General features: G+C 55.3%; 21 protein-coding genes. 10 read left to right on the top strand and 11 right to left on the bottom strand.

All coding sequences use genetic code 11. From position 1 onward, the window contains the following. Position 1 precedes the first annotated feature (1 nt). The 3 genes from M9H61_RS11520 (at position 2) to M9H61_RS11510 (ending at position 3,374) form a co-directional block, all read left to right on the top strand. Positions 2 to 1,453 (top strand): efflux transporter outer membrane subunit, encoded by a 1,452-nt coding sequence (locus M9H61_RS11520; RefSeq protein ID WP_250280520.1) that lies wholly within the window; start codon positions 2 to 4, stop codon positions 1,451 to 1,453. A 153-nt stretch (positions 1,454 to 1,606) separates the two neighbouring features. Then, positions 1,607 to 2,218: an alpha-ketoglutarate-dependent dioxygenase AlkB gene (locus M9H61_RS11515; protein ID WP_250280518.1), complete on the top strand. Its 612-nt coding sequence runs from the start codon at positions 1,607 to 1,609 to the stop codon at positions 2,216 to 2,218. Between the two features lie 109 nt (positions 2,219 to 2,327). After that, positions 2,328 to 3,374, top strand: a complete 1,047-nt coding sequence (locus tag M9H61_RS11510; RefSeq protein ID WP_250280517.1) for a LacI family DNA-binding transcriptional regulator — start codon at positions 2,328 to 2,330, stop codon at positions 3,372 to 3,374. 35 nt (positions 3,375 to 3,409) lie between these two features. Here the strand turns inward: M9H61_RS11510 and M9H61_RS11505 are convergent, their stop codons facing one another. Both M9H61_RS11505 and M9H61_RS11500 read right to left on the bottom strand, forming a co-directional pair. Next, a complete protein-coding gene (locus tag M9H61_RS11505) occupies positions 3,410 to 4,576 on the bottom strand; it encodes a glycosyltransferase (RefSeq protein ID WP_250280514.1) in 1,167 nt (388 codons plus the stop codon). Positions 4,577 to 4,628: 52 nt separating this feature from the next. Beyond that, positions 4,629 to 5,216 carry a DNA-3-methyladenine glycosylase I gene (locus tag M9H61_RS11500; RefSeq protein ID WP_250280512.1) on the bottom strand — a complete coding sequence of 196 codons (588 nt, stop codon included), beginning with the start codon at positions 5,214 to 5,216 and terminating at the stop codon, positions 4,629 to 4,631. Positions 5,217 to 5,686: 470 nt separating this feature from the next. Here M9H61_RS11500 and M9H61_RS11495 point away from each other — a divergent pair, with 470 nt between their 5' ends. Genes M9H61_RS11495 through folD form a run of 3 tightly spaced genes read left to right on the top strand, consistent with a single transcriptional unit; the run spans position 5,687 to position 7,227 of the window. Further along, entirely contained in the window at positions 5,687 to 5,983 is a 297-nt protein-coding gene (locus M9H61_RS11495; RefSeq protein ID WP_068519870.1) for a YggT family protein, read from the top strand. 16 nt (positions 5,984 to 5,999) lie between these two features. Next, positions 6,000 to 6,335, top strand: coding sequence for a DUF167 family protein (locus M9H61_RS11490; protein ID WP_228196081.1), 336 nt, complete (start codon positions 6,000 to 6,002; stop codon positions 6,333 to 6,335). After that, positions 6,328 to 7,227, top strand: coding sequence for a bifunctional methylenetetrahydrofolate dehydrogenase/methenyltetrahydrofolate cyclohydrolase FolD (folD, locus tag M9H61_RS11485; protein ID WP_250280510.1), 900 nt, complete (start codon positions 6,328 to 6,330; stop codon positions 7,225 to 7,227). Before M9H61_RS11490 ends, folD begins: the two co-directional genes overlap by 8 nt. Before the next feature lie 62 nt (positions 7,228 to 7,289). Here the strand turns inward: folD and M9H61_RS11480 are convergent, their stop codons facing one another. Together M9H61_RS11480 and M9H61_RS11475 are read right to left on the bottom strand one after the other, a co-directional pair. After that, a complete protein-coding gene (locus tag M9H61_RS11480; protein ID WP_250280508.1) occupies positions 7,290 to 8,090 on the bottom strand; it encodes a hypothetical protein in 801 nt (266 codons plus the stop codon). Positions 8,091 to 8,114: 24 nt separating this feature from the next. Continuing rightward, positions 8,115 to 10,109 (bottom strand): SLC13 family permease, encoded by a 1,995-nt coding sequence (locus M9H61_RS11475; RefSeq protein WP_250280507.1) that lies wholly within the window; start codon positions 10,107 to 10,109, stop codon positions 8,115 to 8,117. A gap of 231 nt (positions 10,110 to 10,340) precedes the next feature. On the opposite strand from M9H61_RS11475, the gene M9H61_RS11470 reads away from it, so the two are divergent. Further along, positions 10,341 to 11,561: a winged helix-turn-helix domain-containing protein gene (locus tag M9H61_RS11470; RefSeq protein WP_250280505.1), complete on the top strand. Its 1,221-nt coding sequence runs from the start codon at positions 10,341 to 10,343 to the stop codon at positions 11,559 to 11,561. Positions 11,562 to 11,681: 120 nt separating this feature from the next. On the opposite strand, the gene M9H61_RS11465 is transcribed toward M9H61_RS11470, so the two are convergent. From M9H61_RS11465 to M9H61_RS11435, 7 genes are all read right to left on the bottom strand, one after another. Beyond that, positions 11,682 to 12,452: an SDR family NAD(P)-dependent oxidoreductase gene (locus M9H61_RS11465; RefSeq protein WP_068519864.1), complete on the bottom strand. Its 771-nt coding sequence runs from the start codon at positions 12,450 to 12,452 to the stop codon at positions 11,682 to 11,684. Between the two features lie 80 nt (positions 12,453 to 12,532). Continuing rightward, complete coding sequence (locus M9H61_RS11460; RefSeq protein WP_068519863.1) at positions 12,533 to 13,540, bottom strand: ABC transporter ATP-binding protein; 1,008 nt, start codon at positions 13,538 to 13,540, stop codon at positions 12,533 to 12,535. 40 nt (positions 13,541 to 13,580) lie between these two features. After that, positions 13,581 to 14,411 carry a carbohydrate ABC transporter permease gene (locus M9H61_RS11455; protein ID WP_068519862.1) on the bottom strand — a complete coding sequence of 277 codons (831 nt, stop codon included), beginning with the start codon at positions 14,409 to 14,411 and terminating at the stop codon, positions 13,581 to 13,583. Positions 14,412 to 14,421: 10 nt separating this feature from the next. Further along, positions 14,422 to 15,294 (bottom strand): carbohydrate ABC transporter permease, encoded by an 873-nt coding sequence (locus M9H61_RS11450; protein ID WP_068519861.1) that lies wholly within the window; start codon positions 15,292 to 15,294, stop codon positions 14,422 to 14,424. A gap of 154 nt (positions 15,295 to 15,448) precedes the next feature. Beyond that, positions 15,449 to 16,759, bottom strand: a complete 1,311-nt coding sequence (locus tag M9H61_RS11445) for a sugar ABC transporter substrate-binding protein (RefSeq protein WP_250280504.1) — start codon at positions 16,757 to 16,759, stop codon at positions 15,449 to 15,451. 198 nt (positions 16,760 to 16,957) lie between these two features. Then, a complete protein-coding gene (locus M9H61_RS11440; protein WP_068519859.1) occupies positions 16,958 to 17,908 on the bottom strand; it encodes a sugar-binding transcriptional regulator in 951 nt (316 codons plus the stop codon). 184 nt (positions 17,909 to 18,092) lie between these two features. Next, a complete protein-coding gene (locus tag M9H61_RS11435; protein ID WP_068519858.1) occupies positions 18,093 to 19,115 on the bottom strand; it encodes an aspartate-semialdehyde dehydrogenase in 1,023 nt (340 codons plus the stop codon). A 449-nt stretch (positions 19,116 to 19,564) separates the two neighbouring features. On the opposite strand from M9H61_RS11435, the gene M9H61_RS11430 reads away from it, so the two are divergent. The 3 genes from M9H61_RS11430 to M9H61_RS11420 all read left to right on the top strand — a co-directional run bounded on the left by M9H61_RS11430 (position 19,565) and on the right by M9H61_RS11420 (position 21,908). Continuing rightward, complete coding sequence (locus M9H61_RS11430) at positions 19,565 to 20,788, top strand: cyclopropane-fatty-acyl-phospholipid synthase family protein (protein ID WP_101247253.1); 1,224 nt, start codon at positions 19,565 to 19,567, stop codon at positions 20,786 to 20,788. 128 nt (positions 20,789 to 20,916) lie between these two features. Next, positions 20,917 to 21,339, top strand: coding sequence for a hypothetical protein (locus M9H61_RS11425; protein WP_068519856.1), 423 nt, complete (start codon positions 20,917 to 20,919; stop codon positions 21,337 to 21,339). A gap of 134 nt (positions 21,340 to 21,473) precedes the next feature. Then, positions 21,474 to 21,908: a carboxymuconolactone decarboxylase family protein gene (locus tag M9H61_RS11420; RefSeq protein ID WP_228196089.1), complete on the top strand. Its 435-nt coding sequence runs from the start codon at positions 21,474 to 21,476 to the stop codon at positions 21,906 to 21,908. The last annotated feature ends 98 nt before the right edge of the window (positions 21,909 to 22,006 follow it).

Below are 22,006 nucleotides of genomic sequence, written 5' to 3'. Positions count from 1 at the left end.
CATGACCAAAAATCGTCTGTTTGCTGTTTCGGGCATCGCACTTCTGACCGCACTTGCCGGGTGTCAGTCCGTCGGGCCGGATTATACCGCACCGAACTTTGATCTGGTCGGGGCCTATACGCCGGAAGTTCCGGTGATTGCCGCCTCGCAGGCCGATCATGGCCGCTGGTGGGAAAGCACCACCGATCCGGTGCTGCAAAGCCTGATTGACGAAGGTGTGACCAACAATATCGACCTTAAAATCGCGATTAGCCGTATCCGTGCTGCCGCGGCCGCTGCACGCGGGGTCGGCGCGGCCAATGGTCCGACTGTTGGCGCGTCCCTTGACGGTTCGGCCGAACGGTCAACATCAAGCCGGGCCAGTGGCGATCATGTCGATGAACTGGGCTATGGCGCGGGGATTGATTTTTCCTGGACGGCGGATATCTGGGGTGGTCAGGCCCGCGAAGAACAGGTCGCCGAGGCCGACTATCTTCGTCAGGTTTATCTGCGCGAAGATGTCTATCGCACCATGATCGCCGATATCATCACCAACTATATCGAGTTGCGCGGCGCCCAGAAACGTCTTGCGCTTTTGCAGGACTCGCTCGATCTGCAACGCCAGACCAGCAACATTGTTCAGGTCCGTTTGCAAACCGGTCTTGGCTCCGAGCTTGATCTGTCGCGTGCGCGTGCCGAAGTTTCCGACCTCGAAGCAACCGTACCGACCTTGCAGATCAGCATTGACCGGTCGATCAATGCCATTTCAATTCTGGTTGGCGCCCAGCCGGGCACCCATCGCGATTTGCTTCTTGATGCATCGCCATTGCCCGAATTTCAAAGCAGCCCGCCAATCGGCATTCCGGCCGATCTGTTGCGCCGCCGACCCGATGTCCGTGCTGCCGAACTGGCGTTGATCGGTGCGACCTCGCAGATTGGCGTTGAAACCGCCACCCTTTATCCTGAATTGACGCTAAGTGGCTCGCTCGCACTCGGGGTAACGGGGTATGGCACCGGGCCGATTGTCCGAACGGCCATGGCGGCGATTGGCGCACTTCTTGACGCGACCCTTTATGATGGCGGCGAACGCCGTGCCAATATCACGGTCGCCGAAGAAGAAGCCGAGCAGGCGTTTCTGACCTATCGCCAGACGCTTTTGAATGCGATTGATGATGTTGAAAGTGCGATCTATGGCTATGTCGGTGCCATGCAGCAACGTGATTCCCTGATTGCATCTGTTCAGCATCACCGCGATGCCTTTGAACAATCGCGGGTCCGCTATGTTCAGGGATTGTCTGATTTTCTGGATGTCCTAGATTCCCAGCGCAGCCTGACATCTGCACTGCAATCGCTGGCCGATGCCGAAACCGATCTCGAACTTGAAACCATCAATCTATACAGTGCGGCGGGTTTAAGTGTTGAGGATGTCGAACGTTATGCTGCGCAACATGGCGTGACCCTGATCAACGGCTGACACCGGCAATATCTGCAATGGCACGGAAACCGGCGCGGATTGCGCGATTGTGCGCCTCAACTTCCTGTGAAAACAGATATATCAGCGAACTGTGGCTTGAGTTTCTCAATCGTTCGGCATAGGTCTTTGGCAGTGTGACTTCCGGGGATAATCATGACCGGCGATCTGTTTGCCAATGAACCACCACGTAATCTTCTGCCTTTTGATGGCGAAGTATTGCTGCTGCGTGAAATCATGACCCCCGATGATGCCGACCGCGCCTTTGCCCGCCTCAAAAGCGGGATTGTCTGGCAACAGGAAATCGCCAAAATCCATGGCAAGGAAATCCCGGTGCCGCGTCTGACGGCATGGTTTGGCGAGGTCGCCTATCGCTATAGCGGGGTCTATCATCCGGCCGCACCGTTTCCGTCGGTTGTCGCGCCGCTGCGCAAACTGGCCGAAGACCTGTCTGGTGCGCCATTCAATACGGTGCTTTTGAACTATTATCGTGACGGGCGTGACAGTGTGTCATGGCATGCCGATGATGAAGATGTTCTGGGCGAAAATCCGGTAATCGCCAGCTTGTCCTTTGGCGAAGAACGCCGCTTTCATTTTCGCCACAAAAAGACCGGGGACCGGATCAGCATCGATTTGCCCCATAACTCGGCCCTGATCATGGCGGGTGAAACCCAGCATTGCTGGCTGCATCAAATTCCCAAAACTGCCCGTCAGGTCAATGGGCGCATCAATCTGACATTTCGCAATACCCAACCTGAAACCAGATAGTCCAAGACCCGGATAATGTGTTCTGGAAGTAATGCGCTGCTTTTGGCTATAGTGTAGGCAAATCAGATCAATATCAGTGTGAAACACACGGGTTCGGGGAAACAGGCGCATGGCGAAACGCGTAAAACTTCTGGATGTCGCAAAGGCGGCCGGGGTTTCGCAAGGAACGGCGTCCAACGCGTTTGGCAAACCCGATCTGGTCCGCCCCGAAGTCCGCGAACGGATTTTCGCCGCGGCCAAGGAACTTGGCTATCGCGGGCCACATGTCATGGCGCGCATGTTGCGTACCGGCAAGGCCGGGGCACTTGGCGTGGTATTTCCCGATAATCTCGAATATGCCTTTACCGATCCGGTGGCGATTGAATTGCTGCGCGGGATCGGGCGCGAATGTGCCCAGCAGGGCGTCAATGTCATGATCATTTCGGCCCAGAACCAGCAACAGGCAATTGCCGCGGTCAATAATGCGGCGGTCGATGCCTTTCTGGTCCATTGCTATTCCGACAATAACGATATCATCGCCGCCATTCAGCGCCGCAACCAGCCGCTGATCAGCATTGATACCGATATTGCCGGTGCCGCTGGCACTGTCGCACTGGATGATTTTGCTGCCGGGAAAAATGCTGCGCAGCATTTGCTTGATTGCGGGGCAAAATGCTTTGCCATTCTGTCGCTTCAGGCAACCGACCATGATCATTTCGGCCCCATGAATGCCAACCGTGTCGGTGCTGCCAGTCACCGGGTGGTGCGCGAACGTCTTGCCGGCTATCACGCAGCACTGGCCGGTGCGGGCATTGCGCCGTCCGATGTGCTGCATGTCGAATGCGACAATCAGTCCGATCACAGTGCGAAAATGACCGCTGAATTGCTGGCGTCCCATCCCGAAATCGATGGCATTCTGGGCATGTCTGATGTGATTGCCATTGGCGCGATTGATGCTGCACGCATGTCTGGGCGCAAGGTGCCGGACGATCTCAAGGTGATCGGAATTGACGGTATTGCCGCTGGCGAACGCACCGACCCGCCCCTGACCACCATGTATCAGGATTCCGTTGAAAAAGGCCGCCTTGCCGCCGAAATGGCCCTGTCGGAAACCCCGGGCAAAACCATCACCCTTAAAACCACATTACTGCTCCGCGGATCAAGCAAACCGCTCTGACCCTGTTTCGGGATAAGGGGATCTGATGGGGCGGGCTATTTGCTGCTGTCGGTGCCGGGAAAATCGAAATCCGGCAGATCACGCTTGCCTGCCAGCCCATTCCAAAGTGCCAGATAGCGATCATTCATCGCCCGCAGGCTGTAATGATCGATGATGCGCATGCGGGCCGCGGTTTTGCGATAATTGCGGCTGTCCACATCCTCTGTCAGCAATTCGACGATGGCGTTGGCCAATTTGTCGGGGGCATGCAGCGGCACCGTCTTGCCCGTGCCGTCCAGAATATCTGCAACATCGCCGACATCATTGCCAATTGCCGGGACACCGCATGCCATGGCTTCACCGATCACGTTCGGGAACCCTTCGCCAAAGCTTGATGACAGGACCGCAATATCAAAACCCGGCACCAGCACAGCCACATCACGGCGCAGGCCAAGGGCTGAAACATGTCCGTCAAGCTCGTCGGGAATGATCAGCGCATCGGTTTCGTGACCGATCAAGACCAGATGGGCGTCATGACCCTGGGCGCGGACAAGTCTGATGGCCTCAAACAGGGTGGCGTGGTCTTTGGCCGGATCTTTGCGGGCGACCATCCCGATCAGATATTTGTCCGGCGTGATGCCGATCTGTTTGCACAGCCGGTATTTCGCGCCCGGATCGGGATGCCATTCGTCTGTATCAAACCCGTTGGGCAGATAGGCCCATTTTCGGGGATGGTATCCGCAACTGATATGGTGACGCTGCCCGGCATGTGAATTGGCGGCAACGATTGCTGGGCGACCCGATAATTTTGCCAGCAATCCAAGCACGATCCGGGTTGATCGCCCATATTGCGCAAGGTCCATTTCCGCGCAACGGATATTCCATGCCAGCCGTCTGGTACCGCGCCCCGACAGCAATGCAGCAAGGGTGGCGATAAAATCGGAATGATAAAGCCACGACATGATGGCATCGGGCTTTTTGCGTCGCATCAGGCGCGACAGCCTGAAAATCGCCGCTGGTAAATCGCGTATGCCCGATGTCATGCCAAGACAATGCAGCTCAACGCCGGCCTCTATCAAATCCGGGCCATAAACGCCTTCGTCCATCAGCGATACGACAATCTGGCGCGGGGCATCGGGATCGGAATTTCGGGCATTATGGCACGCAATCCGGGTCAGGACACGTTCCGCCCCGCCAGCGTCCAGTTCGTTGATGATATGCATTACCGTTGCCATACCAAGCCTATAGCAGGCCTTGGCGGTTCCGAACAGATGGCTATTTTGCCAACTGATGGTAGCGGTAACATTCCTTCGTGTGATCCATCACAAGGCCGGTGGCCTGCAGGAATGAATAGATGATGGTGGTGCCGACAAATTTCATGCCGCGTTTTTTCAAGTCCTTGGAAATCCGGTCGGAAAGCTCGGTTGATACCGGAACTTCGGACATGGTGTTCCAGTGATTGATCACCGGGCGGCCATCGACGAATTTCCAGATATAGGCATCAAAGCTTCCGAACTCTTTCTGGATGGCAATGAATGTTTGGGCATTTTTAATAGTCGCCGCGACTTTTAGTTTATTCCTAATAATCCCCGGATCGGCCAGAAGTGCTTCCTGTTTGGTCGCGTCATAGGCCGCGACCTTATGCACATCGAAATCATCAAATGCCGCGCGATAGGTATCACGCCGTGCCAGAATCGTAAGCCAGCTCAACCCGGCCTGCGCGCCTTCAAGGGTCAGCATTTCAAAGAAAAGCCGGTCATCATGGACCGGAACACCCCATTCGGTGTCGTGATAATCGACATAAAACGGTTTGTCGTGATGGGTTTCCGCCCAGCCGCAACGCCGGTGATCCTGATCAGGCATGTGTTTCATCCTTTGATGGTTTGGCGCATTCTTGGCCCAAGGCCGCCCTGCTGCAAGCACAGATCGGCTGTGCCCTGACATCTCCTGACAGTTTCTGGCAGGGGCGTCGCAATACCGGGCCCCGGAATGCGAGGCTCCGGAATGCGAGGCTCCGGCGTGTGCGGTTTCAGCGTTTCAGGCTTCAGCATCCCAACCAGATCCGGTGCTACTTATTTCGATGCAACACAACCGGGCGCAACACAATCCGGTGGAACATCATCCTGTGCAAAACAATCAACTGCGGCACGCAAAGCAGCGCAGAAGCCACCTGTCGGGTGACGGGGATCACAAAGCGATGAAAACTTGCGCTTTGACGGGGTAAAATCAACGCTCTGCGCTTGCGTTGCCGGTCATTGCCGACTAGGTTTTGCTGCGTGCAAACATCTTACCGGGCAAAAATCGAATATGCCCGGCGATCGTAAGGAGCGGCGATGCTGGCGATTTTTTGGCTGATTGATACTGTGGTTGGGATCTACATTTTCATGCTGATTGCATCTGCAATCCTGTCATGGCTTGTGGCATTCAACGTGATCAATACCAGCAACCGATTCGTCTATATGGTCGGTGATTTCCTGTATCGGGTGACCGAACCGGCCCTGCGCCCGATCCGGCGGATCATGCCGGACCTTGGCGGCATCGACATTTCGCCGATCATTCTGATTCTGGTGCTGCAATTTGCCAATATGCTGATCCAGACCGATGTCCGGATGGCTCTTTTAGGTTACTAGATGTCTCAATCAGACAATGACTGATCCCGTTTGCGAGATACTCTCTGACCAAACCGGGATCCGTCTGTTTGTGCGTTTGACGCCAAAGGCTTCGCGTAATGCGATCAACGGTCTGATTGAAGATGCCAACGGGCGTTTGCAGCTCAGGGCATCGGTAACAGCAGTGCCGGAAAACGGCAAAGCCAATCAGGCCCTGATAAAACTTTTGGCAAAAGCGGCCAAATGGCCTAAATCCTCGGTCGGGATCGTTAGTGGGCATACAGACCGCAACAAGGTGCTGGTGATTTCCGGCACCCCCACAGAGCTGATGGCGCAAATTACCGAACTGACGGGCGGACAGACACATGAGTGACGCAAAAATCATCGATGGCAAGGCATTCGCAGCCAAACTGCGCGAAGACATCGCAGCAGAAGTCTCCAAGCTGAAAGCGGACCACGGTGTGACCCCCGGTCTTGCCGTCATTCTGGTCGGTGAAGACCCGGCCAGTCAGGTCTATGTCCGCAACAAGGGCAAGCAGACCATTGAATGCGGCATGAATTCCTATGAACACAAACTGTCGGCCGAGACCAGCCAGGAAGATCTTCTGGCCCTGATCGCCAAGCTCAATGCCGATGAAAACGTTCATGGCATCCTGTGCCAGTTGCCAGTTCCCAAACATATCGACGAACAGGCGATCCTGGCGGCCATCGACCCGGCCAAGGATGTGGATGGCTTCCATGTCGTCAATGCCGGCGCACTGGCCACCGGCGGCGAGGGTTTTGCCCCCTGCACGCCTTATGGCTGCCTGATGCTGCTCAAAGATACCCTTGGTGATCTGTCGGGCAAACGGGCGGTTGTGGTTGGTCGTTCCAACATCGTTGGCAAGCCGATGGCGCAGCTTCTGCTGAAAGAAAGCTGCACGGTGACCATTGCGCATTCGCGCACCCGCGATTTGCCCGAAGAAGTCCGCCGTGCCGATATCGTCGTTGCCGCGGTAGGCCGCCCGAACATGGTCAAGGGCGACTGGATCGCCCCGGGTGCCACAGTGATTGATGTCGGCATCAACCGCGTTGAAGGGGCCGAGGGCAAAATGAAGCTGGTCGGTGATGTCGAGTTTGAAACCGCATCCAAAGTCGCCGGTGCTATCACCCCGGTTCCGGGCGGTGTCGGCCCGATGACCATTGCCTGCCTGCTCAACAACACCCTGATTTCAGCTTGCCGTGCCAACGGCCTTGAAGCGCCGAACCTTGGTTTTGATAGCTAAGTTGACCGACATTTTTTTGAAAATACTAAGGGCAGCCATTGGCTGCCCTTAGTATTTGCGGACTAAAGGTTCTGATATCTATCTAGTTTAATCTTCTGATTGTCGATCACGTGCCAAATCTTCCAAGGGCTTTGATACGTATCGATCAAAAATAATTCGTGAGGAATGTTCTCACATTTCGTACAGAGCTTCTCGATTTTGCTGATGATGTTCGGATGAGCCGATAAGGCGAGGTCATCAAACTCAAACACAAGCACTGTCAGTGCCGTTTTCGAGTTTTCTTGAGAAAACTTTGAAAGTTTTTTAGCTAGGGCATTTTCAATGACCGAAAATCTTAGTTCTTCAAGATTACTTGGAGATTGCCTCTGCGGTCTTAATTGACCTCTGAAAATCTCAGGAGCGCGGACAACTAAATCGATATCTATTTGATCGATATTTGTTTTGAAAACTTCAAATAATCTACCTTCGTTAAGGTTTGGGCTTTTAGGTAACGTAACTTCGACCCAGTTCATTACTGCTTCGAAGAAGTTGTGAATTCTTGAGTCCGGGATCGTATGTATCGCATAGGATAAATTGAGTTCGGCCGACATTTCATTCGAAATTCTTTGTGAACCCCTATCGGAGAATAGTGCGCAGAATTTTTGAAACTGGGCGTCGCTTTTACGAGATTCTGGATATGGCTGTATTGTCGTGTGTTCGATTAGGTAGCGTGTTGGGCCTAGTTCTATATATCTGTCAGCAGCTTTGTTGTTTCGGTCAACGAGATCGGGAATAGTCTCCGCAGACCGGTTGTAACCAGTCTTCTTTTCTAGAAGTTGTACAACAATTTCACAGCATTCGGACTCGTTCTTTGTTTTCTTCATTTGAGAAGTCCATCCAGACTCGGGTTACAACGGCCAAACCCACAGCAGCATTGGCACGCCAACTGCCACCACGATAATCTCGATTGGCAGGCCGAGTTTCCAGTAGTCGCCAAAGCGGAAGCCGCCGGGGCCGAGGATGAGGGTGTTGTTTTGGTGGCCGATCGGGGTCAGGAAGGCGCAGGATGCGCCAATGGCGACCGCCATCAGGAACGGGTCGGAGCTGGCATCGAGTTGGGCAGCACTGCCAATGGCAATCGGACACATGACGGCCGCGGTGGCGGCATTGTTCATGAAATCCGACAGGGTCATGGTCACGATCAGGATCAGCCCGACGGCGATCACGGCATTGCCCTGGGCGATGGTTTCAAGCAGGAAGCGTGCAATCAGATCGGCACTGCCGGTGGTTTCCATCGCGGTGGCAACCGGGATCAGGGCCGCCAGCAGGACCACGACCGGCCAGTCGACCGCATCATACAGGGTGCGCGGGGCAACAACGCCAAACAGCAGACTTGCCAACACACCAAGCGCAAAGGAAATGGCAGCCGGCACGATGCCAAAGGCCGCAAGAGCGATGGCAATGGCCATGATCGCGCTGGCCTTGAAGGCCTGTGACTTGTCGCCAAGATGAAGCGCGCGTTCAGCCAGCGGCGCACAGCCCATGCGATTGCCAAATTCGCTGATGGCGGCGGGCGATCCTTGCATCAACAGAACGTCGCCGGCTTGCATTTTCATGGTGCGCAGGCGCGACATGGAGCGCTGTCCCTGGCGCGAAATTGCCAGCAGGTTGATGCCATAATGGCTGCGGATGCGAATATCGGCTGCTGACCGCCCGATAAAGGCGGCATTTGGCAGGATCACGACTTCGATCAGGGAAATGTCATCCGATTGCAGTGCCTTTTTATGAAGCTCGGCCGTTTGTTCGGCGTCGGGTGATTTTTCATCGCCAGGTTTTGCGTCGGTCGAGATTACCTTTTCGTCAGGTTTTCGGGCATTTTGTGCTTTGGTCGTTTCCGTGACCGTTTCAGTTGCGGCTTCCTTGGTATCTGCGCCGGCGTCCTCTTTGTCCTTGTCCTTGTCTTTTTCCTTCTCTTTCTCGGCAGCTTTGGCCTTGGCTTCGGCCTGAATGCTGCGCCATTCGGCTTCGAGGGTGAGCTCAAGACCGGAAAGGGCGCTTGCCAAGCCTTCGGGCTCTGCTTCGATCAGAAGGATGTCATTGTCATGAAGTTCCCGATACGGGTTCGGGGCCGGAATGCGTTTTTCGTTGCGGATCAGGCCGATGACCTGGGCGTCGGATTTTTCCAGCTCGTCATTGATGTCACGGAGCAACATGCCGGCGGCTTTGCTGCCTTCGGTGATGCGGGCTTCGGTCAGGTAGGAGCCGGTTTCAAACCCTTCGGCACCGGCACGTTCGCGCGTCGGAACAAGGAAACGCCCGACAAGAATGACAAAGGCCAAACCGGCCAAGGCGATGGCAATGCCGACCGGGCTGTAATCAAACATTGAAAATCCGCTGCCATTCAAACCGGCACGGAAGCCCGAAACAATCAGGTTTGGCGGCGTCCCGATCAGGGTGGTCATGCCACCCAGGATCGAGCCGAAAGCAAGCGGCATCAAAATCTTGCCCGGTGGCACGCCCTGTTTGTTGGCAATCTGAAGGGCAACCGGCATCAAAAGTGCCAAGGCCCCGACATTGTTCATAAAGGCCGACAGAATGGCGGCCAGAAGACTGAGTGCGGCAAGCGTCACAAACGGCCCGGCCGATTGCGGCAATACCGTCCGGGTCAGGGCATCAACCGCGCCGGATTGCTGAAGGGCGGATGACAGGATCAGGATACAGGCCACGGTAATCACGGCCGGATGGCCAAAACCGTTAAAGGCCTCGCCAGTTGGGACAAGCCCAAGCACCACACACATCAAAAGAGATGCCATGGCCACCATGTCATGGCGCCAGCGCCCCCATAAAAACAGGGCAACTGTGCCGACAAGGACAGTCAGGATCATGATTTGTGCGCTATCCATTTATGCCGTCCGATCTTGTTGTGCCCGGTATGGGGATGTTGAATGCTAGGGTGCGGTGGTTCGGGTGGTCAAGTGGTGTCGAAAGGGGGCAGGATAATTTACGTTTTGGTTGCTACTGCCATATTTGTCAGGAGAATATGTTAGGGTTCGGACCCATGCACATGACCGTAGCATCATCCTGTTTTTATTTGCCAATTTGAATGTTGTATCATGCCAGTTGACACTGCCCCAATGCCCACTGCCAGCGTTGCCATTTCGGTCAAACAGGCCCGTAATCTTGCACTGTGCGGGCAGGGGTTCGAACAGGATGACAACCGGCCGGTGACCAAACGCCGGATCATGAAGGCCATCCGCAAAACCAATATGCTGCAGGTTGATAGTGTCAATGTTTTGACCCGCGCCCATTACATGCCGGTCTTTAGCCGGTTGGGCGCGTATGACCCGACGATGCTTGATGACATTGTCTGGGGTAAATCGCGCGAACGCAAATTGTTCGAATATTGGGGCCATGAGGCGTCAATGATCCCGGTCGAGGATTATCCGCTGTATCGCTGGCGGATGGAGGATGCAAAACAGGGTTTGGGTACCTGGGGGCGGGTTGCCCGTATCCAGCGTGAAAAGCCCGAACTGATCCAGGGCATTCTTGATCATATCGAACGCAACGGCCCGGTCGGTTCCAGTGATCTTGAGGCAAAAGGGGCCAGCAGTTCCCAATGGTGGGGGTGGTCGGAAACCAAGACCGCGATGGAATATCTGTTCTGGAGCGGACAGGTCATGGCGCAAAAGCGCCGGTCAAGTTTCGAGCGGATTTATGATTTGCCGCACCGGATCATCGGGGATGCGGCCCATGACCCGGCACCGATCAGGATCGAGGCGCAATCGGATCTGATCTGCAAGGGGATTGCGGCGATGGGCATCGCGACCGAGGCCGATTTGCGCAAATATTTCCGTCTGCCGACAGCCGATGTGAAAGAGTGCCTGATCAAGCTGGTCGAAGAGGGGCGGTTGCTGTGTGCTGATGTCGAAGGATGGAAACAGGCGGGGTATTTGTGCCCGCATGTCAATCCGCGTGCGCGCGCCAAGCCGACCTGTCTGATGGTGCCGTTTGATCCGGTGATGTGGGAACGCGACCGGGTGGAACGCATATTCGGCTTCAATTACCGGATCGAGATTTATGTGCCGGCCGAAAAGCGCCAATACGGTTATTACGTCCTGCCATTCATGTTGAATGGCGAATTTGTTGCGCGTGTCGATTTGAAGTCAGAGCGCAAAAAGGGCGTTCTTCTGGTGCAAAGTGCGCATCTGGAAGACGGATGCAATCAGGGGGATGTGGCCGGGCCATTGATGACGGAATTGCGCCGTCTGGCCAGCTTCCTTGGTCTTGAAAACGGGGTCGAGATCGCAGGCGACAATGCGTTTTCACGCTATTTGGGCAGTGTTCCGGCCTTGTGAAAGGTCAGGGGATAAACAGGTAAACGGGGCGCAGGTCCCACATCTGCGCCCCGTTTCACCATTGTTCCGACTTGGCTACAAATAGCTTCAGGACATTGTAGCCATTAGTTGCACCTGGCCTTACCAGCAGGTGTAACCCCCATCAGCCAGAACAATGGATCCGGTCATCAGGCTGGACGCGTCAGATGCCAGGAACAGCACAACCGATCCGATTTCCTCGGTCAGGCCAAGGCGGGCCATCGGGGTGCCATTGATCCAGGCGTCATACATTTCCGGCTTGGATTTGACGAATTCATTCAGCGGGGTCGCAATATAGGTCGGTGCGACCGCATTGACGCGCACACCACGACCGCCCCATTCCGCCGCCAGCGACTTGGTCAGGTGATGAACGGCTGCTTTGGATGCGTTGTAATAGGCCTGTTCCTGGGGCTTGTTGACGATAAAGCCTGACATGGAACCGACATTGACGATCACACCGTTCTTTTTGGCCAGCATCTGTTTGCCAAATTCGCGGCAGCACCAGAAAGTGCCGTTCAGATTGACGTCAATGACATTCAGCCAATGTTCGTCAGTGACGGTTTCGGCCGGGGTTTCCGACCGGGCAATCCCGGCATTGTTGACCAGAATATCGATGCCGCCCTGCTTGGCCATTTTTTCCGCACTGGCGCGGACCTGATCGGTGTTGGTGACATCCATGATGTCGATATCGGCGGTGTAACCTTTGGATTTCAGGTAATCACGGCCTTCTTCGGCGACAGCTTCGCTGATATCGCCGATGACAACATGGGCACCGGCTTCGGCCAGTGCTTCGCAGCAGGACAGACCAATGGCACGACCGCCACCGGTGACATAGGCACGACGCCCGGAAAGATCGAACTTTTTAAGATACATTTTGGACTCACAGTTAGCTTGATTGGTAAGGCGGGACCGCAATGCTGGTGTGGGGCAGTGCGGCCCGGATTGTGCACGTATCAGGAAGGTCCAAGCGCAAGACCATGGGCGTCAAAGCGGTGGATGCGATCCTGTTCAGGTGTCAGGAAGATTTTGTCATGTTCACCAAGGGGCATTTCGCCGGTGGCGCGGACCGTCATCGGGCCAAGGCCATCAGCTTCGACATGAAGATATGTCTCGGCCCCAAGATGTTCGGCGATCTTGACTGTTGCAGCGATATCGCCGCGATCAGTGCTGACCGTCAGATGTTCGGGACGGATGCCAATTTCATGGCAGTTATGTTTTGCTGCAAGCTCCCCGCCCAGGAAGTTCATTTTCGGTGAGCCGATGAAACCGGCGACAAATTTGTTGGCCGGGCTGTTATAAAGTTCCATCGGTTTGCCGACCTGTTCGACACGGCCGGCCTGAAGAACCACGATCTTGTCGGCCATGGTCATGGCTTCGACCTGATCATGGGTCACATAGATCATCGTGGTTTTGAGTTCCTGATGAAGGCCGGTGATTTCAAGACGCATATTGACGCGAAGGGCCGCGTCAAGGTTTGAAAGCGGTTCGTCAAACAGGAAGGCCGCCGGATTGCGCACGATCGCACGTCCGATGGCAACACGTTGACGCTGCCCGCCCGAAAGTGCGCCGGGGCGACGGTCAAGGTAGTCGGTCAGGTTGAGGATTTTGGCCGCGGACTGGACTTTCTGATCAATAACATCCTTGCTTTCGCCCGCCATTTTCAGGCCAAAGGCAATGTTGTTATAGACCGTCATATGCGGATACAGCGCATAGGACTGAAAGACCATCGACAGGCCGCGTTTGGCCGGGGCTTCGTTGGCAACGTCGGTGCCGTCAATCAGGATTTTGCCATCGGTGACATCTTCGAGACCGGCAATCAGACGCAGCAGGGTTGATTTCCCGCAGCCCGACGGACCGACAAAGACCACGAATTCACCATCATTGATATCAAGATCGACACCGGGAATAACATCCAGCGTTCCGAAGCTTTTCTTGACTTTTTCCAGTCGGATAGCACCCATTTTGGTGTTCCTTCTTTCTCTATTTCGATTGGGCCTGCGGTTACTTGACCGCGCCGAATGTCAAACCACGAACAAGCTGTTTCTGAGAGAACCAGCCAATGACCAGAATGGGCGCCACCGCGAGCGTCGATGCAGCTGAAAGCTTTGCCCAGAACAGCCCTTCGGGGCTGGAATAGGAGGCAATGAAAGCGGTCAGCGGTGCGGCATCGGACGTGGTGAGGTTGAGCGTCCAGAACGCTTCGTTCCAGGCCAGGATCACATTGAGCAGCATGGTCGAGGCAATGCCGGGCACGGCCATGGGCAACAGCACAAAGATGATTTCCTTGGGCAGGGTTGCGCCGTCCATGCGTGCGGCTTCGAGAATGTCGGTCGGGATTTCCTTGAAATAGGTGTAAAGCATCCAGACCATGATCGGCAGGTTCATCAGGAACAGAACCATGATCAGACCAAAGCGCGTATCAAGCAGTCCCCAGTCGCGGAACACCAGATAGATCGGCACCAGCACGCCGACCGGCGGCATCATTTTGGTCGACAGCATCCAGAGAAGCGCATCCTTGGTGCGTTTGGTCGGGTTAAAGGCCATGGCCCAGGCACAGGTCACGGCAAAGACCAGCCCGACCAGTGTTGACCCGACCGCAAGGATCACCGAGTTCATGGCGAACTTGAAATAGTTCGACCGTTCCTGGACCTCAGCATAGTTTTCAAGCGTCCAGTCAAAGGAGATGAAGCTGGGCGGGATCGAAACGGCTTCAAGCTCGGTCTTGAAGCTGGTCAGGACCATCCAGAAAATCGGGAAGAAGATCAGAAGACCGACGATCCAGGCAAAGACCGAGAAGCTGATATAGCCAAGGGGTGTTTGTTTGTTTTCCATGTCGCGCCCCTTATTTGTCCAGGTTTTTGCCGATAAGGCGGATCAGGAAGATCGCCACGATATTGGCCAGAATGACCGCGACAATGCCGCCGGCAGATGCACCACCAACATCGAACTGCAACAGCGCCTGAGTATAGACGAGGAAGGCGATATTGGTCGTTGCCAGACCCGGGCCACCACCGGTGGTGACAAAGATTTCGGCAAAGACGGTCAGCAGGAAGATGGTTTCGATCAGCACCACCACCGTGATTGCACGGCTGAGATGGGGAAGCGTGATATAGAAAAAGATCGCAACCGGACCGGCGCCATCCATCTGGGCGGCTTCTTTCTGATCGCGGTCCAGCGATTGAAGTGCGGTCAGCAGGATCAAAACGGCAAAGGGCAACCATTGCCAGGACACCATGATGATGATCGAGGTCAGCGGCGCATTGGTAAACCAGTCAATCGCGGGCAGGCCAAACAGGCTGGCGATCCACGCAAACATCCCCGAAACCGGGTCCATCAAAAGGTTTTTCCAGACCAGTGCATTCACGGTCGGCATAATAAAGAAGGGGGCAATCACCAGAAGACGCAGAATACCGCGCCCGAAAATCGGTTGATCAAGCATCAGTCCCAAAAGGACGCCGCCAACAACGGTGATGACCAAAACAGATCCAACCAGCAAAAGCGTGTTTGCCAGTGATGCAAAAAAGGCCGGATCGGTCAGGAAAAATTCGTAATTAAGTGTGCCGATCCATTCTTCCATTCCCGGCGACAACAGGTTGTAGCGCAGGAAGGAGAAGTAAATCGTCATGCCCAGCGGGACGGCCATCCACAAGAACAGGACAATGATCGACGGTGCGGACATGATACGCCCGGTCAGGGTCGAGGCCCGTGTCGACATGATGTGCTCCCCGAGATTGATGTTGCGGATCCTTTTCCGGATGGAAAGAGGGCGGTGCGTTTTGCAACCACCGCCCCAAGTTCATCAGGTCAAGGAGGCGCAGGCCAGAAATCATTTCAGATGTGCGATGAGATGACTTCCGGCCTGTGGTGTATCAGTAGTACCCAGCCTTGCGCATGGTGCGGTCAGTGCTTGACTGTGCGGCCGAAAGGGCCTGATCGACAGACATCTGACCGGCAAGAGCTGCGGAGAACTGCTGACCGACCGTGGTGCCGATACCCTGGAATTCCGGGATCGCAGCGAACTGGACACCAACATAGGGTTTCGGTTTCATGGTCGAATTGATCGGGTCTGCACTGTCGATGGCAAGAAGGGTCTCGTCAGCAAACGGTGCGGCTTCGAGGTATTTCGGGTTCTGATAAAGCGACATGCGGGTGCCCGGCGGTACGTTTGCCCAGCCTTCTTTCGACGCTACCAGTTCGAGATAGTTTTTCGAGGTCGCCCAAGCGATGAATTTCTGGGCGGCTTCGACTTTCTGGGAACCCATCGGGATGCCAAGGTTCCATGCCCAGAGCCAGTTGGCACCGGTGCAGGTCGCAGCGCACGGCGCTTCGGTGAAGCCGACCTTGTCTGCAACTTTGGATTCTTTGGGGTTGGTTACGAAGGATGCAGCAACGGTTGCATCAATCCACATGCCGCATTTGCCCGAGTTGAACAGCGACAGGTTTTCGTTAAAGCCGTTCGACGTTGCACCCGGAGGACCATAGTTACCAAGGATATTGGTATACATGTCCAGTGCTGCTTTCCACTCGGCACTGTCGAAGGTCGGGTTCCATTTTTCATCAAACAGACGCGCGCCATAGGCATTGCCCATGGTGGTGATCAGCGCCATGTTTTCACCCCAGCCGGCCTTGCCGCGCAGGCAGATGCCGTAGACGCCTTCGTCCGGTTTGTGGAGTTTCTTGGCGATTTCAAGGGTCTGATCCCAGGTCAGGCGACCATCGATGGTGATGCCGGCCGCATCGAACAGGTCCTTGCGGTACATCATCATCGAGCTTTCACCGTAGAACGGTGCAGCATAAAGCGCGTCATCCTTGGAAACAGCCGAACGGATGGCAGGCATGATGTCATCGACATCATAGTCGGCACCCAGATTGTCGAGCGGTGCGAGCCAGCCCTTTTCGGCCCAGATCGGAACTTCGTAGGTGCCAATGGTCATGACGTCATACTGACCGCCCTTGGTGGCGATATCAGTGGTGACGCGCTGACGCAGGGTGTTTTCTTCGAGGGTTACCCACTCAAGCGTGATGTCCGGGTTCTTGGAGGTGAAATCATCCGTCAGCTTCTGCATGCGGATCATGTCACCGTTGTTCACGGTTGCGATGGTCAGTTTCGTTTCGGCATTGGCGTGTGCGATACCGCCTGCCAACAGCGCGCACAGCGCTGCTCCCATTACGCGTTTCATATTTCCTCCCAAAAGGACTGTCTACCCGTTGGACAACTTTGGCTGTCCGTCTTGATCATTTGTTCAGGTAATGAGCATTCACTCAATTTCGCGGCATATTGTCAAACGAATTCGTTTTTGCGGCGCACAAAACAAAACCCTGTCAGGCGGCCTGACAGGGTGGCTATGCGTTATATTGTCGCAGCCTGGCGCGCGGTGCTAGCGCAGCAAAGCTTCGGCGGTGGCTTCGTCGGTGATCAGGGTCGAAATCAGTTTTCCGCGCATGGCTCCGCGAATCGCTGCGACCTTTTTGGCCCCTTTGGCGACGGCGATGGTGTTGGTGGCCGGCTGAACCGCCGGGGCGCTGGTGACGCAATGATTGACCGGGTGATCAAGGATATTGCCGTCTTCGTCAAAGGACCAGCTGATCACTTCGCCGATTGCACCGCTTTGACGCAGGGATGTCAGTTCATCCCTGGTGATGAATCCGTCAATATGAAGCGGTGCGTCATCGCCCAGATGCCCGACACCGATAAAGCGGATATCGGCTTCGCGGGCGAGCTTCAGGATATTGTCCATCGGCGGTTGCTTTTGCATGCGTTCGCGCATTTTCGGATCTTCGATGATCACCGGGATCGGCAACGGATAATGCGGGGCGCGCGTGCGGTCGGCCAGATCGGTGACCGCATCATAAAAACTTGCCGCCCCGTCATGGGCGATGGTGCCAACCAGCGAGACGATCTTGTGGTGACTGCCATCAATGCGGCCGATTTCATCGACCATGGCGCGCATGGCACGCCCGGTGCCAAGAGCGATGATTTTGGGATCAGAAGACTGCAAGGCGCGCTCAAGATAGGTTGCGGCGGCCTGTGCCATGCCAAACATTGCCTCGGGGGCGGAGGGGTCAGTGGGCACGACATCGCAATTGGCCAGACCGTATTTTTCGCAGATCGCCTTGCCCAGTTCCATGCAATGGGTGATGGGATGATCAAGGCGGACTTTGACAAGTCCTTCGCTGACGGCCGCCGAGACCAGACGTTGGGCAGTCGGACGTGAAACGCCAAGCTTCTGGGCGATTTCGTCCTGGGTATTCCCGGCACAATAGTAAAGCCAGCCTGCGCGGGCTGCTTCATCCAGACGGGCTGCTTCCTTGCGCGTTCTTTTGACCATCCGATTCCCCCCGACATATCTTCTTGTTCATCATGCGCCAACTGGGTGATGAACGCTTTTATCGCTGAAGTCTTGTCTTTTTCCCTACCGTCTTTTTGGAATTGTTACCAGCGTCCATGCGTCTATCAACGACAAAACCCGCCCCAAAAAGGGCGGGTTTTGCAAAGGAAGCTGTTGGTTTTCCTTATTTCTTGGGCAGGAAATCCGCAACCAGTTTTTCGGCAATCTGAACCGCGTTAAGGGCCGCACCCTTGCGCAGGTTATCGCCGACACACCACAGCGACAGGCCGTTTTCGACCGTCGGATCCTTGCGCACGCGCGACACAAAGACATTGTCTTCGCCCTGGACTTCCTGCGGGGTGACATAGCCTTCGTCCTGGCGGTAATCGACAACCGATACACCCGGGAAATCTTTCATTGCCTTGCGGGCGTCTTCGACGGTGATCGGCTTTTCGAACTCGATATTGACCGCTTCGCCGTGGCCGACAAAGACCGGAACACGCACACAGGTTGCGTGAACGGCAATTTCCGGATCCAGGATCTTGCGGGTTTCGACCGTCATTTTCCATTCTTCACGGGTCGCACCATCATCCATGAAGCTGTCGATATGCGGAATGACGTTAAAGGCGATCTGTTTGGTGAATTCTTCCTTTTGCGGGGGATCATTCACATAGATGCCGCGCGTCTGGTTGAACAGCTCGTCCATGGCGGCACGACCGGCCCCGGATACCGACTGATAGGTCGCAACCACGATACGCTTGATCGATGCCATGTCATGAAGCGGTTTAAGGGCCAGCACCATCTGAATGGTCGAGCAGTTCGGGTTGGCGATGATGTTCTTTTTGGCGTAACCGGCAAGGGCATCGCCATTGACTTCGGGCACGATCAGCGGAACGCCCGGTTCCATGCGCCAATAGCTGGAATTGTCGATGACAACACAGCCGGCCTCGGCGGCCTTGGGAGCCAGTTTCTTGGCGGTTTCCCCGCCGGCCGAGAACAGGGCAATATCAACGCGCGAGAAATCGAAATTGGCCGCGTCCGACACGCTCAGATCATCGTCTTCGCCATAGGAGACGGTACGACCGATTGATTTCGAGGATGCCAGTGCAAAGACTTCATCGGCGGGAAATTTGCGTTCGGCAAGAGTGTTGAGCATTTCGCGCCCGACATTTCCGGTCGCGCCGACAACGGCGATTTTATAGCCCATCAGGTGCCTCTTTTCAGTCTGGTCGGCATGGAGGCCGGACCCGGGCCAACGCAGGCAATAAGCCGCATGGCGGTTCGGACGGCGCAGGCGCATGCCTGTGGATAATGTCTGATAATCTGGCGCGAGATGTAAGGCTTTCACGACAATTGCGCAAGCGCATCCTTGTCATTCCACCTATGATTACTACTTGAGATCGCAGAAAAATCTGGCAAAATCGTATACGGGGTTCATGTGTCGAACCCGAAATCAGAATCGTTTCGCATCCTGCTTGGTTGATTTCTGCTTTCGGCTCGGATCGCATCGCGAAACCGCTGCCACCATCTGACGACCTTCCAAATGGCAAGATAAAACGATCCTGACAAAGGGTTAGATGCAGATATGCGGCATTGCTGCATATGGGGCGATCAGTTTTCCGACTTTTGCAAAAAGGACGGCCGATGACGTACCCGATGAGTTTGGATTGGACACAGAAAAAGGTTCTCGATTTCTTTCGGGAACATGTAACGCGCGGAACGCTGGTTTTCCGCGTGGATGACAAACATGAAATTGTTCTGGGTGATGGTTCGGAACCGCGTGCGGGCATGACCGTGCCCGACTGGACCAACACCCTTAAAATGGCGCTTAGTCCCGATCCGGGATTTGGCGAAGCCTATATGCATGGCGGCTTTGACCTTGTCAGCGGTGAAATGGAAGATCTGATCCGCGTGTTGCGCCTTAATTTCGAAGGCGGACATTCGTCGAGCGGCTTTGGCACCTTTATCGAAAAGTTGCAGGCGCTCAAATTCCAGATTGCCCAGTTTACCACCGTCAAGGCAGCATCAAAACGCGTCCGCCATCACTATGATATCGGCAATGATCTTTATACCCGCTTCCTTGATCCGGAGATGCAATATTCATGTGCCTTCTGGGATGACGGGGCGCAAACCCTTGAAGAAGCGCAACACCGCAAAATGAGCCTGACCACCCAGCGGCTCAAGATCAACGAGCCGGGATTGCGGGTGGTCGATATCGGTTGCGGCTGGGGCGGGTTAAGCCGGTTTATCCGCCGCGAAACCGGGGCCGAGGTCCACGGTATCACATTGTCGACCGAACAATATAACTGGGCGCAGCAAAAGCGGGCCGAGATGGGCGACAATGCCAAAAGCGGACTGGATTATCATTTGCTTGATTACCGGGTCTTTGCCGATGCCAATGCCGGAAAATATGACCGGGTGGTATCGGTGGGCATGTTCGAACATGTCGGCCGCCATCAGTTCAAAACCTATTTCGAAAAGGTTGGCCAACTGCTTAAGGCCGGTGGGCGGGCGGTCATTCACACCATCATCAAGCCGCGCGCCGAATTTACGTCCCCCTGGATCGACAAATATATCTTTCCGGGCGGCTATATTCCGGCGGTTCATGAAGTGATCGAAGCCGCCGAGCACGCCAATCTGATGGTCGAGGCATCGCATTTCCATGCCGGGCGCAACTATGCCCGGACATTGCGGGCCTGGCGTGACCGGTTCCGGGCGGTGCGTGATGAACTTGACCCGGTCAAATATGACGAGGAATTCCGCAGAATGTGGGAATTCTATCTGGCGGGCTGCATCAATGCCTTTGACGAGTCAGAAGGCGGTGGCGGCATGCGGGTTGGCCAGTTTGTCTTTACCAAGCCGGGCTTTGACTATGCCTGAGGATACAGGGCGGGGAACGATGGTTTCCCGCCCTGACTTGTTTAAGGGTTCCAAGACACATCGCGTGATCGACCGGCACGACAGATGTGAAAAAGCGATCAACCGGTCTTTTGTCGGGAGGAAACGACATGCTGAAAGTGATGAACTGGGATGACACCGATCATCAGGGCAGCGAGACATCGCTAACAAGCCGGGCCCCGCATATCGGGCAGGTGGAAGATTACGTCAAGGCACTGGGTGCGATCGAACTGTCGAGTTGCGAACGGGACATGTTGCGTGCCCACGCACGGGCACCGGGGCGCGAAATTACCGGTCTTAAGCTGGCTGAAACGGTCGGGCATTTCGGATGCCGGATCGGGCACAAGAAATATGGCCGACTGGCCGGGAAAATCGCAACGGCTGCGGGGCTGCCGGTCTGCAAATCCGATGTCAGTGACTATCTTGCGGCAATCTTTACCCTGGCCGATGGCAAACAGTCGGCGGGGGAGGATTGGCAATGGGTGATGCATGCGCCCCTGGCCGATGCATTGAAAAAGCTTGGCATGGCCTAGGTTTTTCAGGCGCCTTTACCGGGTGAACGCGGAAAAAGAAAAAAAGACGGACGGGCCGTGTAACGCGGCCCGTTTGTGTTTCGTCCTTGTGGGCAGAAGGGACGTGATCCCGTTACCGAGCAAGGAGAACCATGATGAGCCGTTTTTCATTCCCCGATACCAGCCCGGCCCTGTTCAAATCGATGTATGGTCTGGCCACGGCCATTGTTGAAAATGGCAAGGTGCCAGCCGTTCTGCGTGATTTGATCGAATGCCGCGTGTCACAGATCAATCAGTGTTCGTTTTGCCTGCGCATGCATGCCAAAAGTTTTGCCGAACATGGTGGCGATGCGGCCAAACTGACGATGTTGCCGGTCTGGCGCGCCGCAGACGGGTTTGACGATGCCGAACGTGCCGCACTTGACTGGGCGGAATGCCTGACCCGGATTGAAAGCCAGGAACGCATTGCGCAAAGCCACCGTGCGCTTTTGGCACATTTTGAAGCCGATGCGATTTCCGAACTGACCTGCGTGATTTCAACCATGAATGCCTGGAACCGTCTTGGCATCGCCCAGCACGAATTTGCATGACCGGGCTTTCCGCGCCCGTTGCCCGGGAGACAGATGATATCGTCTCTTTGCAACAGGAAGGTCCATCGGGCAGGATGAAGCAACGCAAGCAACAAGAT

Source organism: Thalassospira sp. GO-4 (genome assembly GCF_023588965.1).
In the GTDB taxonomy this organism is placed as follows: Bacteria; Pseudomonadota; Alphaproteobacteria; order Rhodospirillales; family Thalassospiraceae; genus Thalassospira; species Thalassospira povalilytica.
The sequence above is the reverse complement of the archived record's forward strand: the minus strand, read 5'-3'. Positions and strand labels throughout refer to the sequence as shown.